Source organism: Alteromonas hispanica, assembly GCF_010500915.1.
GTDB lineage: Bacteria > Pseudomonadota > Gammaproteobacteria > Enterobacterales > Alteromonadaceae > Alteromonas > Alteromonas hispanica.
The window spans coordinates 86,370-101,802 of the sequence record NZ_JAAAWP010000009.1 but is presented as its reverse complement, the minus strand read 5'-3'; the positions used below and the strand labels follow the sequence as shown (position 1 = coordinate 101,802).

The window sequence follows — 15,433 nt, the reverse complement described above, 5'->3', positions numbered from 1 at the left end:
CTTAAAGGCGGGAGGGAAAAGTTTGTAAAACAGCAACTTACAAAGCCGCACTGCTATTGATTACAGTGCGGCTATTTGTGTGTTTAACTTATCTGGGCCTTAATGAAATTTTTCCAGGCTCAACGTTAAGAGTGAGGGGAATTGTAGAAAGAAAGTTAATGGTTTTATTCGTTGTATCTAGTGTGTACAAAGGGTTTGAAGCTAAAAAGCCGTTAATCAGTTGCATAACCTCAGTGCTTAAGGGGGCCAAGTTTCCTTTATATCCCCCAGCATCAATAGTGCTATCAAGTAAAGATAGTGAGCGAACAAAAATAGCTTTCTTCTCAGCGTCGTAATAGGGCGTGCCTTCTATCGATAAGCGAATATTGGCAGGGTATCTAAAGCCAAATGCCTTAATACTAGCGGTGGCATCGGTACCTAACTGAACAACGTCCCTTCCATCAGGGCCAATACTGACTGAAATATCGTTTACTTCTAGGAAAAGCGGTATACCTGCAAGTGATGCTTTCTGTTGAAGTTTGCTTAATTGGCTGTCGAGTACCTGCTCAACCTCTGCGTTTGACACTGTGTAAGCAGATAATTGTGACAGCGTTGCACAACCACTTAAAATTAGTATAGCGCTAAACATTGTGGATTTTAGAACAGCGTTTCTTGATAGAGCGCCATTAAACTTTGTCTGAATACTAATGCATGAGAAAAATTTCATTATATTTGTGCTCTTAACGAATGCGAAAACGCAGTCAGTAGACATGAAAGCAAGCGATAAATCTACTCTATTGAGATAGCGAAGAACTTGCCTGAGGTATAGAGCCTAAGGTAAAGAGAAAAAAGAGTGAGAACGTGCTGGGGCGTAAAAAGGGGGAACAGAAAAGGCGAGGCCCCATTAAAGGGGCCTCTAGTGCGGCCCGGAGCCGCTACCATGTTGAAACTGCTACTCACATGGCGTGATAAATTGATTGCGGTCGAATATTAAATTCTTCCGTTAAGCTCTGCAGAAATAGGTGAGTCTTGAAGACCTTGCTCTGCAATCCACGCTTGAAGTGTTTTGCCATCTGCCTCAGGAGCTTGTAAATCTTTACTTGGCATTTTCTTAACAAGCAATGTGCCCACTTCAACCGCGTTGCTAGTGACTGCCGTGCGAATAAGGCTTTGACCATTGCATGAAATGCCTGAGTAATAATCGCGTAACTTCAAACGATAATCTGACTGAACGCTACGCATTTTTTTGCGAAGTTCGCCTTTGTCGTCTGCTTGCACAATAGTGCAAATGTTAGCAAGCGCATCGTTGATACCGTCTGCTTGAGCTGCGTTAGAGAATGCAAGCGAAGACGCTGCGATGATGATAGAGGTTTTAACTATTTTCAACATGGTTAAAGTTCCTGTGGCTAATTGATTTATGTTTGTTGCAACTCACTTGTCGTTGCTTGAATTGTATTAAACGCCACCTATACAAAAACAAAAACATGTTGTGCGATATATAAGTATTCAAAACTATACTTTAGGCTAAGGCACTAACAGAAAAGCCGTTAAACTTAAAAAAACGCAGCACAGCAGTTTCTGTAACTTGTGCCTTCCTATTGTTAAATCGACTATCTTGGGAGCTTTCTTTACAGTTGAATTAATGAGTAGTAGGTTTTGCTTACAACTAAAAATAAGGAAAAGCACATGAAGTGCCTGTCGGTATGTTTTGCAGTATTTGTGACTCTGTTTATTTCGGCGTGCTCGTCGGATTATAAGGCGCCCGCAGCTAATCAGGCAGCTGATAAAAAGTCAGAAGAAGTTCTGCGCTGGGAAGCAACGGCAAAGAACGTGACTATTACTCGCGATAACTGGGGGGTACCGCATGTAAAGGGTAAAACCGATGCAGATGCTGTGTTTGGCATGCTGTATGCTCAAGCCGAAGATGACTTTAATCGTATTGAACGCAATTACATTAACGCTATGGGGCGCTTAGCAGAAGATCTTGGCGAGGATGAAATTTACCGGGATCTTCGCATGAAGCTGTTTATTCAGCCTAAGCAAATTAAAAAGCAGTATGAAGAAAGCCCACAGTGGCTGAAAGAGTTAATGGTGGCGTTTGCCGACGGTTTGAATTATTACCTTTATACGCACCCCGAGGTTAAGCCAAAAGTGATAACACGTTTTGAGCCGTGGATGGCGCTCACCTTTAGTGAAGGCAGTATTGGCGGTGATATTGAGCGCGGCGTAAATATGGCTCGATTGGCCGATTTCTACGGTAATGATATGGCAAATGTACCGTATCCAACCAAATCAATGCATTCACCTGACCAATTAACCTCAGAGCCAGGTGGTTCAAATGGCTTTGCTATTGCTCCTAGTCGCACGAAAAACGGTAATGCGCTTCTTTTAGTAAATCCTCATACCAGCTTTTATTTTCGGCACGAAGCTCACGTGCAATCAGAGGAAGGGTTAAATGCCTACGGGGCATCTACCTGGGGACAATTCTTTATCTACCAAGGTTTTAACGAGCGTGTGGGTTGGATGCACACATCAACCTACGTGGACGTTATAGACGAATACGCAGAAACCGTTATCGAAAAAGAGGATGGTTTGTACTACCAATATGGCGATGAGCATCGCAAGCTCGAAACGCGACTCATCGAGCTACCTTACAAAGCAAAAGACGGCACTATGCAACAAAAGCAAGTCACTGCTTATTTCACCCATCGCGGTCCAATAGTGCGCTCTCATAACGGCAAGTGGATATCGGTGCGTTTAATGGAGGAGCCGGTTAAAGCGCTTATACAGTCGTACACTCGCACAAAAGCGCAAAATTACGATGAGTTTTATACCGCGATGAAAGGCTTAACGAATTCATCGAACAACACCGTATACGCCGATGCAGATGGCACTATTGCCTACTTCCACGGCAATTTTGTACCTCGTCGAGATACGGCTTTCGATTTTACTCAACCAGTAGATGGAAGTAACCCTGCTACAGATTGGCAAGGCATTCACCCCCTTGAAGAGCATATCCATATTAAAAACCCAGGTAACGGGTGGATTCAAAATACCAATAACTGGCCTTACAGTGCGGCAGCCGAGTTCAGCCCTAAAAAATCGGATTACCCAGCGTATTATTCCGGTACCACTGAAAACTATCGCGGTATTCACGCAATTAACTTGCTTAAAAGTACGACTGATTTTGACATCGATAGTCTTATTAATGCCGCTTACGATAGCCATTTAACTGGGTTTGATGTGTTGCTTCCGCCCCTGTTTAAAGCTTTTGAGTCCTTGCCTGATTCTGACCCCGGAAAAGCGTCATTACGAGAGCCTATTGCAACGCTTAAAGCGTGGGACAACCGCAGTGGCGTAGACAGCGTGCCTACCTCTGTGGCTGTTTTCTGGGGCATGGATTTGATGAAGGCCGTTCGCAATAAAGCGCGAGCTGCTGATGTGAGTGTTTATACCTATATGGAGAGCATGGCTTCTAACGATGAGCGCCTTATTTCTCTAAAGTCGGCCGTTGATAAGCTAGCTCGTGACTTTGGAACCTGGCAGACCCCATGGGGAGAAATTAATCGCTTCCAACGCATTAGCCCCGATATTCGACAGCATTTCGATGATGATGCACCAAGCTTGCCCGTTGGTTTTGCGTCTGGCCGGTGGGGGGCTCTTGCGGCCTACGGCCAAAATTATGGCCAGGGTGAAACAAAGCGAATTTATGGCACGCGTGGAAATAGCTTTGTGGCAGCAGTTGAATTTGGTGAAAAGCTAAAGGCTAAGGCGATAACCGCCGGTGGCTTGAGTAACGATCCAAACTCACCACATTATAACGATCAAGCGGAAGTCTATGCATCAGGTAAATTGCGCGATGTGTATTTTTATGCTGACGATATCGCGGCGAATGCAGAAGAGACTTATCGACCGGGGCTGCGATAGCATGCATTGATGAGTGAACGATGGGTGGTGAGTGATGTGTGGCTTTAATTTATCTTATCCTGCATCACCCGTTGTTACTCTTCGTTAAGTAACTATTGCTTCATATTGTTTACCCTATCAAACAATTGCCGCCTTTTGCCTTTGCTTTGTATAGGTTTTCATCGGCAAGTTTTATGACATTCGAAGGCGTTTGTCCCTGATGTATTGTAACCGTACCCATGCTGATACTCACTACATTCCCGTCTCGATGATTAAAATCGTGACGAATGTCTAGCTTTTCAATCAGGGTAATAACCTCATTGAGGAGGGTCGGGGATTTATTCAATCTAGTTTCTTTCACCAGCAAAGCAAACTCCTCTCCACCGTAGCGATAGACCTGAGCGTGGTTAACCTGCTGTAAGCATCGGCCAACGCGTCGTAAAACCGTATCGCCTGCTTCGTGACCATAGTGGTCGTTATAGGGTTTAAACGCATCAATATCGGCTAAGGCTAAGATATAGTTGTCGTTTGAATTTAATGCTGCCTGTAAATCTCTATCGAATGAACGCCTATTCATCAGCCCCGTTAGGCCATCTATATGCGCTATTTCCTCAAGCTTGCTATTTGCCTGCGCAAGCTCGGTGGTTCTTGTCTGAACCTGTTGTTCAAGGTTAAGTTGCGCTTCTATAAACCGACGGGCCATTGTTCTAAAGGCGTCAAGGGCTAGCTTTACTTCGCCTTTGAATTTCCAGACGTGCTCTTGATTTGTAATTACGCCTTCATAATTTTTTGAATCCATCTGCGCTGCGACAGAGGCGAGTCGTCGAAGAGGCTGTGATACCTCACGAGTGACTTGCCAGTAGACAACGAGTAATAAAAGCCCCAACATAATTATACCCGTAGTAAACACCCGCAATGACTGCATACCAGCTTGCTCTGAGATCATATTCTGTGGATAAAGAGCAACGTACCACCAACCCAAACGGGGCAGAGGTTGAACAATAACCAGCTGTCCTGGCACGGCGTCTTCAAACACCGCAGGTCCTTCTGTAAAAGAGCGTTGAGTCATCAGTTGATACACTGATTGATATACCGGCTCGAGATAATTGTCATGATTTAATAGCGGCTGGGCTTTGAGTTTGTCACTGATACCGGGGGCCGCAATTAAATCCCCTTTTTGATTTAGTACCATAAACTGTGTGGCATCTTGTCGCTGTCCCTGCAAATCTTCCAGCAATTGCGTCAGTTCTACATCAAAACTTGCGTTTGCTAGGTGTTGCCCTGCTAAATCTATTGGCCTTTGATAGGTTATCGTCCATAAGTCCGCAGAGCGGTCATAATACAGCCCAGTCCAATTAGGCTCGCGGGCGGGATTATTAGACTGCAAGCTTGATTTCAGCACACTGTAGTTTGTCATTATTAAGTCTTTATCGGCAAGACGACCCCAGGCGCTGTGTTGTGAGTACAGAACAAGTGCATTTTCTGGCATAGAAAGGTGACTGTTGCTAACGCTATTTGACCATGCGGGACCAAGTTCGTTGAGCGTGAGCGTCGCGGCAATAATACGTGCTTTTCTCTCGTCATCAAGGGGCTGCTCAGATTTACCGATGAATGCTGACATGCCTTTAATGAGAAAGTCGTTGTCATTTTTGCCATCGAAGTAAGACTGCTTTAGACGTGTGACTCCTGGTGACGTCTGCTCGAACCAGTGATCAAATTGGTCCACGCTATCCCGACTGTCAGTATGAAAATATTGATAATATGCGAGAAAGCGCGACGTCATCGTCTCGGCTTGTGATGTTACGCGTGCAAACAGGGATTCTGCCGGTACTAACGCAGTGGCTATATCCTGCTGTAATGACGTAATAATACGTTGTTGGTAATTCGGATAAGTTGAAAAAAATGTCGCTGTTGAAGCAATGAAAACAACCAATAAGGACCAAATACTGATACGAGCAACGAGGCGTCTGCCTAATTGTTCCTTGCTACTTATCTCTCTTGTTAATTTTCTTTTTTCCAAAAATGTGTACCGGTTTATTGTCTTGCATTGATATAGAGTATGAATATTGGCTGTATACACACATCCCATTGCTTTGCGTTTTTTTCTTATCAAGTAGATTAATCTAAGCGCAAAGTCATTTTGTCGCCTATCTGATTACATGTCAAAGTAATGAGGAGCCAACCCAAAAAACGGATACTTTAGCATTAAGACTTTCCTGTGCAGAGCACTCACACCCTTTGCAAGTTGGGTATGATCGTTGGTAACGCAAAAGTGAAAGCGGACGTTTATGAGTTAAGATTCAAAGAGAACGGTACCAGAGGCCGGTCTTTGGCTGGTCGCCACGCGATGGGCCGACACTCGGACGGTACGCTAGCGTGCCGTTTATTCAAATCGCAGGCACAAAAAAACCGACTTAAAGTCGGTTTAGAGAATGGTACCAGAGGCCGGACTTAGACTGGGCCGACACTCGGACGGCACGCAAGCGTGCCGATTAATCAAACCGCAGGCACAAAAAAACCGACTATAAGTCGGTTTTGAGATGGTACCAGAGGCCGGACTTGAACCGGCACGCTATTTCTAGCAACGGATTTTGAATCCGTCATGTCTACCAATTTCATCACTCTGGCATCAAATTGTAATGGCTACACGCCAATGCGATGCATTATAGCGATGCAGCGCGCGCATACAACACTTTTTTACCTAAAAATGACTAACTGTTGAAAGAATGCTCAATCGTAGTCTTAGGTACACTCATTTCTCACAATAGCAGCGCCATCAGATAAGGCTTTGAGTTTAGCGCGGGCTACCTCTCTTTGCAGCGGTGCCATACCGCAGTTCGTGCAGGGATAAAGTTTATCTGCATCTACATATTTTAGTACGTTTCTGAGCGTGTTGGCGACTTCATCGGCGGTTTCTACTGTGTGGTTTGCAACATCGATCGCGCCCACCATGATTTTCTTGCCTCTTAACAATTCAATGAGCTCTAGCGGTACCCGAGAGTTGTGGCACTCTAATGAAATGATGTCTATGTTTGAGCGCTGAAGCATAGGGAAAATAGATTCGTACTGTCTCCATTCGTTGCCCAGTGTCTTTTTCCATTCAGTATTCGCCTTGATGCCATAACCATAGCAAATATGTACAGCAGTTTCGCATTTCAGCCCTTCCACAGCGCGCTCTAAAGCGGCTATGCCCCACTCATTTACATCGTCGAAAAATACATTAAATGCGGGTTCATCAAACTGAATAATATCTACACCAGCCTCTTCTAGTTCTTTCGCCTCTTGATTGAGGATTTTCGCAAACTCCCATGCCAGTTTTTCACGGCTTTTGTAGTGCGCGTCATAAAGCGTATCTACCATTGTCATAGGTCCGGGCAGCGCCCACTTGATAGGTCTGTCCGTTTGGCTACGTAGGAATTTAGCGTCTTCTACAAATACGGAATTGGGGCGAGTAACGGCATCAATTACTCTTGGTACGCTTGCGTCGTAACGACCTCGAATTCGTACAGTTTCTCTGTTTTCAAAATCAACGCCGTTTAAATGTTCAATGAAAGTGGTAACAAAATGCTGCCTTGTTTGTTCGCCATCGCACACAATATCAATTCCAGCACATTGCTGTTCGTGTAAAGATAGTTTCAAAGCATCTCGCTTGCCTTCAATAAGGGCTTCATTGTTAAGTTTCCATGGCGACCACAGCGTTTCTGGCTCTGATAGCCAGGACGGTTTTGGTAAACTTCCAGAAATTGTTGTTGGTAATAGTGTTTTCATAATCAAATCTTCACTTAATAGGGTGGTTGAGCATTAATACGCGCTGTCGTATGGGCGTTACTTTAAGCGCGTTGCTTGATGCATTGCTTCAAGGTTGCGCGGTAGGGCTTGATAAAGGTTTCTTCAACAAATTTTCCTTGCTCAACACCTAGTTTGGTGCGTTCATCTCTGTCGTAAACAATGCGAGTAACCGAGTGGTCTTGATGACGCAAATTAGGCTGGTAACGTTTTCCGGCAACGGCATTCGCGTTATAAATCTCCGGGCGATAGATTTTTTGAAATGTTTCCATCGTGCTTATGGTGCTGATTAGCTCTAAGTTGGTGTAGTCGTTTAGCAAGTCATTAGAGAAATAGAACGCAAACGGCGCAACACTATTAGGCGGCATAAAATAGCGCACATTTAAGCCCATTTTTTTGAAGTAGCTTTCGGTTAATGACGTTTCATTGGGAATATATTCAACCCCTAAAATTGGGTGTTCATTTTCAGTTCGGTGATACACCTTACTATCTGAAACGCTTATACAAATAACAGGAAGCTTTGAAAAGTGCGCCTTGTAAGTGTTTGACTGCACAAGCTGTTGAAAGAGCGTACCATGCAGGTCGCCAAAGTTGTCAGGAACACTAAAGTGAGACTGCCCCTTATTATGCGCTGGAAGCACTACGCTGAAATCGTAATCTCTTAGGTAAGAAGAAAAGTTGTTACCCACTATACCTTCTGTACGCTGCTTTGTTTTGGTGTCCACAATCGTCGTTTTAAGAACTTCAATAGCTGGGAAACTTTTGTTAGCACCCTGAAGCTTGGTATCTGAGGGGGCGGAATTTTTGATACTGTGATCGTTAATCTCGTTTTTAGTGATTGCAGGGGCTTTAAGGGTTACCTCTACTGTTATTATGTCTAACTCTACGGCGTATCTTTGCCCCGTAAGGTTGTCCCATGTAGCCAGTGCATTAAAGCGGTTGTTTATCATTTGCAGAGCATTGCGAAGATTCGCTTTACGATGTTCACCTCTAGCTAAATTTGCATAGTTAGTGGTAATTCGCGTGGTCTCTGAAGGGCTATACTCCTCATTCAACGGTGTGCTAGTAATAGTAAATTCAAAGTCTTTATTCATTGTGCTTCACGCTTCCCTCAATGGTGTCTCTGCATGGGAATGTTATACGCAATGTTTGTTATGAATAAAAATGACTTAATTTCATCTATCGATGAACTTTGTTCATGTTTTGGTGGGCGTTTTTTGTTATGCAGGGTGGAATTAAGAAAATAGTTAACTCAAAAGCTAATTGATCAAAGTCATTGCCTTAACGCTACGCTGGCTGCAATATAAGTGTTCATCGTTACAAAACATCAAAAATAAGCATTTCCACTTTAAAAAATAATAACCAAAATAAGGCGTTCAGCAATGATATTACGGCGAACATTAGCTGCTCTAGTTGTGTCTGTGAGCACACTGTTGAGTTTTTCATTTCCAACTTATGGATTAGAAGACACCATTGATGCAGTACTTTTCGACAAAATGGAATACCGTTTTGTCGGTCCTTACCGTGGCGGTCGTTCGGTTGCCGTTAGCGGCGTTAAGGGCAACCCGCAGCTTTATTACATGGGCGCTGCTGGTGGTGGAGTATGGAAAACTGAAAACGCGGGAATATCGTGGAAGCCGCTATCAGATAAACATTTTGCAGTGGGCAGCATTGGTTCTATTGCAGTAGCGCCTTCCGACCCTAACGTAATTTATGTTGGCACTGGCGAAGGGCCTATTCGAGGCGTTACCACAAGTCATGGCAAAGGCATCTATAAATCTACCGACGCAGGCGAAACATGGAAGCTGGTTGGATTAGACAATCGGGGTCAAATTCCAAAAATACGCATACACCCTTCGAATCCAGACGTTGCTTGGGCTGCGGTTCAAGGCAATATTTGGGCTCCCAACGAACAGCGCGGTATTTTCAAAACCACTGATGGTGGTAAAAATTGGCAACACGTATTAAAAGTGAATGCAGATACGGGCGCAGCCGATTTGGCCATAGATCCTTCTAACCCAAGAATACTCTATGCAAGCATGTGGCATCACGGCAGAACGCCGTGGTTTGTAAAATCTGGCGGCGATGGGGGCGGCATTTATAAGTCTATTGATGGCGGTGAAACCTGGGAGCAGCTTGAAAAAGGCTTGCCAACGCTCATTGGTAAAGTGGGAATTGATGTATCACCATCAAACCCTAAACGACTCTACGCCATTGTTGAAGCTGATGAGGGCGGTTTATATCGCAGTGATGATGCTGGGGCTACATGGGAGTTAATGAATGGCGACAATATTCTTAAAGCCAGAGCTTGGTATTACAACCATATAAAAGTTGACCCGAACGATGAAAATACTCTGTACGTTATGAATGTGCAGCTGCATAAATCCATTGATGGCGGCAAAACCTTTGAAATTAAGTCGCTGCCTCATGGCGATACTCATGATATGTGGATTAACCCTGAAAACAGTTTAAACATGATAAACGCCAACGATGGTGGCGCAACCGTTACGTTTGATGGTGGAGCGTCGTGGTCGAGTATTTACAATCAACCCACTGCGCAATTTTACAGAGTGACCACAGATAACCTTGAGCCGTATCATATTTATGGAGGCCAGCAAGATAACACCACTATGGCAACGCCTTCTGCGACTTGGGATAGCGGCATAGGCATTGACGAACAATTTGCAGTGGGCGGTGGTGAAAGTGCCCATATCGCGTTTAATCCAAACGATCCTGCGCTTATCTACGCCACTACTATAAACGGTACACTCACGGAATTTGATAGAGAAAGCGGGTTAACTCGCCCCATCATGCCTTACCCTGAGTACGTGTTTGGTCGTAATGCTCGAGACCAGAAATATCGCACTAATTGGAATGCGCCGGTTTTAGTATCAAAACACGACCCAAATACTGTGTATTACGGAACACAGATGATACTAAAAACCACTGACAGGGGGGTAAATTGGCAAGAAATTAGCCCTGACCTCACTCGCAACGATGCCAATAAACAGGGGTTGAATGGTGGCCCTATCACAAATGAACAGGCAGGCGCGGAATACTACAACACAGTGTTTTATATTGCTGAATCTCCTGTAAATGCGGGAGAGCTTTGGGTTGGTGCCGACGACGGTAAACTGCATCTTACTAAAGACGAAGGAAAAAACTGGGTAGATATTACCCCTCACAAAAAAGAAGCGCAGGTGAACGCCATAGAGTTAAGCTCTCATGCCGAGGGCAAAGCTTACGTTGCAGTGACTGGCTATAAACTTAACGACTACAGCCCATATATTTATAAAACGACAAATTATGGAAAACGCTGGACTCGTATTGATAAAGGCTTGCCCGAAGACGCTTTTGTAAGAGTAGTTCGTGAAGATACTCAGCAAGAGGGTATGCTGTTTGCCGGCACAGAAAGTGGAATGTTTATAAGCTTTGATGATGGTAAAAACTGGCAAAAGCTGTCGCTCAACTTACCTCCGGTTGCAATAACAGACCTTAAAGTGAAAGGCGATGACCTAGTGGTTGCTACACAGGGAAGAGGGTTTTATGTGTTAGATGATATATCTCCTCTTCGCGAAGTTAACGAATCTTTGGTTGATGAAAAGCTATTTCAATTTAGCCCTGTTGACGGCGTGCGGTTACTAGGCGGTGGTAATATGAGCGGTCAACCTGAGGCTAAGAACCCACCTCGCGTTGCGTCATTTAGATATTATTTAGGCGCAGAGCTAGAAGAAGATGACGAACTTCGCATCGACATTTTTAATGCCGACAACGAATTAGTGCGCTCGCTATCGTCTAAACCTAGCGCGTTTGAATCTTGCGCGAAAGGCAATGAAGATATTCGCAGCCCGGTCAAGTTCAAGCATCCATCGACAAATAAAGGCTATAACACCTTCGAGTGGGATTTGCGTCGCGCACCCCTTAACTGTATTGATAACGTGAAGCTTTTTGGCGGCTGGAATGGTGCCAGAGTAATGCCGGGAGAATATAAAGCTAAGATATCGCTTGGCGATATAGCGCAAACGAGATCTTTTAAGGTTCTACCTGATCCACGAGAGAATACAAATGCGCAGCAGTTAAAAGTGGTTGAGCAGAGTATCAAGGCCAGTGAAACTATTTTAAATGAACTGTTTGCACACTTACAGAAAGCCCGGAATGTGCGTGAAAAGCTTAATGACGTCACACATTCTAATGTGATGCTGTCTGCTGAAATGTCAGAGTCTATCGACCGTATTGTTAGTGAAATAGATGAGTGGGAGTCGTTTGTGATTCAGCCCAAACATCAAACCTTTGAAGATGATATCAATTGGCCTAATATGCTCGACAGGCAAGTACGCTTTTTAATGGATAACTTTGATAGAACAGGGGCGCCAGCGCAAGCGGGCGCATTAAAACGATTAGAAGACTTAGAAGCAAAATGGCTGCAATATAAATTGCAATTACAAACCCTGTTTGAAGAGCGAATAACGCCGCTCAATAAAAAGCTATCGGAGCAGGGCGCATATGATTTAGAACGTTTGTAGCTCATCACACGCTAACTTAAAATAAAACGTCCCTAGTAATAGGTTACTAGGGACGTTTGTACGATACCAACACACTGATGTGGGGCCAAAGCACTAGCTGCCGTATAGCTGCCGTATGTTGAATTTATAAAAATTTGCACACAATTTGTTATCTTTTCCCCCAAATATCATTTTTGTACTAATGTTAAATCAATGATGTTTGAGAGAGTTAAAAATGAGACCAAAACAGCAAGGCTTTACGCTTATAGAGATACTCATAACTGTGGCAATTGTTGGCATTTTAGCGGCAATCGCTATGCCGATATATCAAAACTACCGGCTCACGGCAAAACTATCTGAGGCATTTAGCCTGCTCGATGAGGAGCGAATTAAGATAGAACTGTATTACGCTACCCACGAAAAAATGCCGAACAAAGGCAGTGATGCAGGTATAATTGAGTTTCCGAACTTTGACCTTGTAACACAGTTAAAATGGACTTCAGGTATACCTGGTCAAGTCGTTGATGAAAAGCATATTGGAACCTTAGCTCCCATCATGGACTTAACTGAGTTTGGTGACCAATACAGTGAATACAACTCGACCTTCTATTTTGTTGGCAAGGCGAATGGTACTGGTTCGATAACGTGGAAGTGTGTACCAAACCGAGTTGATCATGGTGCGCTTGAAGAGAAGTATCTGCCTGCGTCGTGCCACTCTGCCTCATCATAGCGGACTGCCTTTATCAGGTAAGCCACGCTACTGTTACACAACGTAAATAGCGTGGCGCCTTAATGAGAATGAAACGACTTAACCTAATTCGATTCGTGAGCAGTATACTTGCGCCACATCACTCTCTCGCTAGCTGTTTTCACTTTTTGTTCCCCAGCGGAAGTCTAAGTTATTGCTTATTGCAGATTGCACAAGGCTTACTACCTCTTTTTCGTCTATAGCTTTGCTCGCAAACTTTGAAGTTGCACCGTGTTCTAGTAGCAAAGCTTTCCAGTGTGGTTTATCTGCTGGAATACGGATAAGTGCAGGGATACGTGACCAGGCTATTTCACGTCTGTACTGAGCAACGGTATTAACAGCTTCCTCGTCGCTCAGTAAGTCACTAAGTTCAAGGATAACAACTTCAATGTTGTCATTTTTATGAAGAACGCTATTTGCAGATATGGGGTCTTCGGCTGTTAACACCGTTAGCCAGCTGTTTTTTAGAGCGTTACTAAGTAATTGTGTTTTAGAGCAACCTTCGCCTGCAATTAGCACTGCGTTCTGGTTAATATTCTGTTGGCTATTCTTATCATACAGTGAGCTTAGATCTGGTAACTCGCTGCTGTATTCATCGGCTAAAGCATACCAAAACTGGTGGCCAATAACTCTTGATGCTTCAGCAGCGGTAGTGATGCCTGAAATTATTAGCCGCGATGCAGACATTGAAAGAGAATTAAACGTACCATGCATAGCGTTTTTAAATTTAGCGATATCCTTCTCACCACCAAGTAAGAGTTCTCTTTGTGCTTGGCTTATTTCAATTATTTCTGCGACTACTGTTCGCCCTTTATAACCACTAAACCCACAACTCTCACATCCAACAGCTTCGTAAGCTTGTACTGTACGCGTCACCTTTTCAAACGCAGCTGCCATTGGGTTGTCAGGTTCAGTCTCTTGCTTGCAATCATTGCAAAGCTTGCGTAGTAACCGCTGCGACATAATGCCAGCCAATGTTTCCGCTAAAATAACTGGGTTGATACCAAGGTCGAGTAATCGAGGTATAGCGCTTAAAGAGTCATTGGTGTGTAATGTTGAGAAAACAAGATGCCCAGTCAGTGCTGATTGCATAGCTATTTGAGCTGTTTCTTCATCCCTAATTTCACCTATCAACAATACGTCGGGATCTTGTCGCAAAATTGCCCTTAACGCTTTAGCAAAGCTCATACCGGCTTTCTCATTTACCTCTGTCTGACTGAGCCCCTGCATTTGATACTCTACTGGGTTTTCAACGGTCATGATGGAAACGGCTTCGTTATTCAATGTATTCAGTATCGAATATAGTGTAGTGGTTTTACCCGACCCAGTTGGCCCGCATACAAGCACCACGCCTGAGGGTTTAGCTGATAGCCTGCGCACGGTATGCACCTCATCAAGCGAAAACCCAATATCTGCCAAAGCATAAACGGACTGCCGGTTTAAAAAGCGAATAACTAACTTTTCGCATCCTCCTGCTACTGGTAACGTCGATATCCGCAGGTCATATTCGTTTCCCTCTAGCTCAACCAACATTCTTCCATCTTGGGGAAGCATCTTGGCCGTTGTATCCATACCCGCCTGAGCTTTAATATGGCGAATTAAGCCATCGGCTATATCACTCGATACTAATGTCATTCGCTTCAACCTACCATCTACACGCACTCTTACAACAGAGCCATTAAGAAAAGGTTGTAAGTGCATATCAGAAGCGCCTTGATTAACCGACTGCCTGAGCAGTGAACTCATTATTGAAGGCACCGAACCATCGTCGTGCTCAGATTGCGAAGAACGACTTAGGTTCAAGCTCGTGGCTCGTCGAGTCGTTGTATCTTGTAGCTGTTTTACAGACTCGATCGCTCGATTAATATTATCGGGCGCAGCAACGACTAATTTAAAATGGCTGCCGAAGATAAACGCCAGCGCTTCGGGTAATTCTGTATCAAATGGATTTGCTGTGGCAATTACAGCATCACCAACTTCAACGCCCGCGATAGCAATATGATGGCGCACTAGGGTTTTCATAGGAATTTTTTTTGCCAACTGAACGGGGACGTTTATTGTGCCAGGATATGATTCGATTCCAGCAAGCGACGCAACTCGATTACATAATTCATCAGCAGAAATTTGTGTTTCGTGTGTTATTTTTTGCCACACCGAACTTATATTCGAATCAGAAGAAAGATTCGACAGTATGCCTCCTTTGTCATACACAGCTTTATATTGCTTATAGAGCAAATGCACAGCATCGCTTTCAAAATTTATCATGCTTTTTTAAGTACCACGTTCAGTAAATATCTCGGATCGAATCATTACGGGCTGTTGAGCTTTTTAGTAATAAGACGTGCCATAGCGTTTTTTAAACAATCGCCACAAGGGCATTTGTTAAATATAGATAGTTTTTTGAAAAAAGAGGGAAAAGTGATGGGGACCGGTAGGTGAATATGCTGTCTTTTGCTGATTAATTGTGAGTGCGTACGATTTAGTGCGTTTACAGCCCACCACACAGCCGTTA

Annotated in this window: 9 protein-coding genes and 1 tRNA gene; 3 read left to right on the top strand and 7 right to left on the bottom strand. The window is 44.0% G+C overall.

Annotated elements, in window-relative coordinates:
• Positions 1-88: 88 nt before the first annotated feature.
• Positions 89-628 carry a YceB family lipoprotein gene (locus GTW09_RS14015; RefSeq protein ID WP_163112436.1) on the bottom strand — a complete coding sequence of 180 codons (540 nt, stop codon included), beginning with the start codon at positions 626-628 and terminating at the stop codon, positions 89-91.
• A 341-nt stretch (positions 629-969) separates the two neighbouring features.
• Positions 970-1,368 (bottom strand): DUF3718 domain-containing protein, encoded by a 399-nt coding sequence (locus GTW09_RS14010; protein WP_071980539.1) that lies wholly within the window; start codon positions 1,366-1,368, stop codon positions 970-972.
• A 297-nt stretch (positions 1,369-1,665) separates the two neighbouring features.
• On the opposite strand from GTW09_RS14010, the gene GTW09_RS14005 reads away from it, so the two are divergent.
• A complete protein-coding gene (locus GTW09_RS14005; protein WP_163112393.1) occupies positions 1,666-3,906 on the top strand; it encodes a penicillin acylase family protein in 2,241 nt (746 codons plus the stop codon).
• 109 nt (positions 3,907-4,015) lie between these two features.
• Here GTW09_RS14005 and GTW09_RS14000 read toward each other — a convergent pair whose 3' ends face one another.
• The 4 genes from GTW09_RS14000 to GTW09_RS13985 form a co-directional block, all read right to left on the bottom strand.
• Positions 4,016-5,905, bottom strand: a complete 1,890-nt coding sequence (locus GTW09_RS14000; RefSeq protein WP_163112392.1) for a sensor domain-containing diguanylate cyclase — start codon at positions 5,903-5,905, stop codon at positions 4,016-4,018.
• A 521-nt stretch (positions 5,906-6,426) separates the two neighbouring features.
• Positions 6,427-6,513: transfer RNA gene (locus tag GTW09_RS13995), tRNA-Leu, on the bottom strand.
• Positions 6,514-6,627: 114 nt separating this feature from the next.
• Positions 6,628-7,653, bottom strand: coding sequence for a methionine synthase (locus GTW09_RS13990; RefSeq protein ID WP_163112391.1), 1,026 nt, complete (start codon positions 7,651-7,653; stop codon positions 6,628-6,630).
• A gap of 62 nt (positions 7,654-7,715) precedes the next feature.
• Positions 7,716-8,765 carry a DUF1852 domain-containing protein gene (locus tag GTW09_RS13985; protein WP_163112390.1) on the bottom strand — a complete coding sequence of 350 codons (1,050 nt, stop codon included), beginning with the start codon at positions 8,763-8,765 and terminating at the stop codon, positions 7,716-7,718.
• A 288-nt stretch (positions 8,766-9,053) separates the two neighbouring features.
• Here GTW09_RS13985 and GTW09_RS13980 point away from each other — a divergent pair, with 288 nt between their 5' ends.
• A complete protein-coding gene (locus GTW09_RS13980; protein WP_163112389.1) occupies positions 9,054-12,194 on the top strand; it encodes a WD40/YVTN/BNR-like repeat-containing protein in 3,141 nt (1,046 codons plus the stop codon).
• Positions 12,195-12,408: 214 nt separating this feature from the next.
• Positions 12,409-12,903, top strand: coding sequence for a pilin (locus GTW09_RS13975; RefSeq protein WP_163112388.1), 495 nt, complete (start codon positions 12,409-12,411; stop codon positions 12,901-12,903).
• 129 nt (positions 12,904-13,032) lie between these two features.
• On the opposite strand, the gene GTW09_RS13970 is transcribed toward GTW09_RS13975, so the two are convergent.
• Positions 13,033-15,186: a GspE/PulE family protein gene (locus tag GTW09_RS13970; RefSeq protein WP_163112387.1), complete on the bottom strand. Its 2,154-nt coding sequence runs from the start codon at positions 15,184-15,186 to the stop codon at positions 13,033-13,035.
• Between the last annotated feature and the right edge of the window lie 247 nt (positions 15,187-15,433).